This is a genomic window from Brachybacterium phenoliresistens, from assembly GCF_039530785.1.
Taxonomy (GTDB): Bacteria; Actinomycetota; Actinomycetes; order Actinomycetales; family Dermabacteraceae; genus Brachybacterium; species Brachybacterium phenoliresistens.
Genome location: NZ_BAAAOW010000020.1, coordinates 1 through 2,646, shown reverse-complemented (window position 1 = coordinate 2,646; position 2,646 = coordinate 1). Strand labels below are relative to the sequence as shown.

The window sequence follows — 2,646 nt, the reverse complement described above, 5'->3', positions numbered from 1 at the left end:
GAAGGAGTCCTCCAGCAGCTTCGCCCGCCCGGCCTCGAAGCGCGCCACCGGCACCCGGAACGGGGAGCAGGAGACGTAGTCCAGCCCCACGTGGTGGAAGAAGTGGATGGAGTCGGGGTCGCCGCCGTGCTCGCCGCACACCCCCAGCGTGAGGTCCGGGCGGGTGGAGCGGCCGCGCTGCGCGCCGATGCGCACCAGCTCCCCGACCCCGTACTGGTCCAGCGACTCGAAGGGGCTGGTCAGCAGGATGCCGCGGTCCTTGTAGGTGAAGAAGAAGCCGGCCTCCACGTCGTCGCGGGAGAAGCCCCAGGTGGTCTGGGTGAGGTCGTTGGTGCCGAAGCTGAAGAACTCGGCGACCTCGGCGATCTCGTCGGCCCGCAGCGCCGCCCGCGGCAGCTCGATCATGGTGCCGATCCGGCAGGCGAGGTCCATGCCCTGCTCGGCGGCCACGTCGTCGCGCACCGCCCGGATCTCGGCGGTGATCTCCCACAGCTCGCGGATCGAGGACACCAGCGGCACCATGATCTCGATGTGGGGGTCGCCGCCGGCGCGGCGCACCTGGGCCTCCGCCTCGAGGATCGCGCGGGTCTGCATGCCGTACAGCCCCGGGATCGTCAGCCCCAGGCGCACGCCGCGCAGCCCCAGCATCGGGTTCTGCTCGTGCAGGCGCCGCACGGCCCCCAGCAGGGTCACGTCCCGCTTGGACTTCTTCTTGCCGGCCGCCTCGCGCTTGGCGACCTTCACGCTGAGCTCGGTGATGTCGGGGAGGAACTCGTGCAGGGGCGGATCCAGCAGGCGGATCGTCGTGGGCAGGGAGCCCATCGCCTCGAGCAGCCCGACGAAGTCGCCGCGCTGGACCTCGGCGAGCTCGTCCAGCGCCTCCTGGCGCTGCTCCTGGTCGGCGGAGAGGATGAGGTTCTCCACCAGCACGCGCCGCTTGCCGAGGAACATGTGCTCCGTGCGGGCCAGGCCGATGCCCTGGGCGCCCATCCGGCGCGCCCGGGCGGCGTCCTCGGCGGTGTCGGCGTTGGCGCGCACCTCGAGGGTGCGCAGGGAATCGGCCACGCCCATCAGGCGGTGCACGGAGCGCACCAGATCGCTCGCGGCCGGATCATCGGGCGCGAGATCTCCCTCCAGGTACTGGACGACCTCGCTGGGCTCGACGGGCACCTCCCCGAGGTACACCTCGCCGCTGGTCCCGTCGATGGAGATGACATCGCCCTCGCGGGCGATCACCTCCCCGCCCATGCGGATCTCCCGGGCCTTCTCGTCGACCTCGAGGGTCTCCGCCCCGCACACGCAGGTCTTGCCCAGCCCGCGGGCGACCACCGCGGCATGGCTGGTCTTGCCGCCGCGGGAGGTGAGGACCCCGGCGGCGGCCAGCATCCCGGCGAGGTCGTCGGGGTTCGTCTCCCGCCGCACCAGGATGGTGGCGATCCCGTCGCGGGCCCGCGCGGCCACGCTCGCGGAGTCGAAGGCGACCTGGCCGACGGCCGCGCCGGGGGAGGCGTTGAGCCCCGTCGTGATCGGCTCCGCGCCGGAGCCCTCGGCGAAGTGGGGGAACATGAGGCGGCTCAGCTGGCCGCCGTCGACGCGGCGCAGCGCCTCCTCCTCGTCGATCACGCCCTCGTCCACGAGGGTCGTGGCGATGCGGAAGGCCGCCGCGGCGGTGCGCTTGCCGACCCGCGTCTGCAGCATCCACAGCGTCCCCGACTCGATGGTGAACTCGATGTCGCACAGGTCCTTGTAGTGCGCCTCGAGGGTGTCCATGATCCCGGTGAGCTGCGCGTAGCACTCGGGCAGGACCTGCTCGAGCTCGGGCAGGGAGCGCGTGTTGCGGATCCCCGCGACGACGTCCTCGCCCTGCGCGTTGACGAGGAAGTCCCCGTACACGCCGAGCTGGCCGGTGGCGGGGTCCCGGGTGAAGCACACCCCGGTCGCGGAGCGGTCGTCGAGGTTCCCGAAGACCATCGAGCACACGTTCACCGCGGTCCCCAGGTCGTGGCGGATCCGCTCGGTGTTGCGGTACACCACCGCGCGCGGCGCGTTCCACGAGTCGAACACGGCGCGGATCGAGCGGCGCAGCTGCTCGCGCGGGTCCTGCGGGAACGGCTCGCCGGTCTCCTCGAGGATGATCTGCTGGAACGCGGCGACCACGCCGGCGAGATCCTCGGCGGTCAGCTCCACGTCCGAGGCGACGCCGCGCTGCGCCTTGACGCGGTCCATGACCTCCTCGAAGCGCTCCCCGTCGATCTCCTCGACGGTGCGCCCGAACATCTGCAGCAGGCGACGGTACGAATCCTGGGCGAAGCGCTCCGATCCCGAACGGGCGGCCAGCCCCTGCACGGTCTCGTCGTTCAGGCCCACGTTCAGGACCGTCTCCATCATCCCCGGCATCGACACCTTCGCCCCCGAGCGCACCGAGACCAGCAGCGGGTCCTCGGGGTCGCCGAACCTCCGCCCCAGGCGCTCCTCGACGTCGGCGAGGGCGGCGGCGACCTGGTCGGCCAGCTCCGGCGGGTTCTCGCCGTGGGTCATGTACCAGCGGCAGGCGTCGGTGGTGATCGTGAACCCGGGCGGCACGGGCAGGCCCAGCCGGGTCATCTCGGCGAGGTTCGCCCCCTTGCCGCCCAGCAGGTCCTTCTG

General features: G+C 72.1%; 1 protein-coding gene. It reads right to left on the bottom strand.

The features are described 5' to 3' along the window. Window positions 1-2,646, bottom strand: a 2,646-nt coding sequence (ppdK, locus tag ABD234_RS19085) for a pyruvate, phosphate dikinase (protein WP_344359653.1), incomplete at both ends; no start/stop codon positions are given.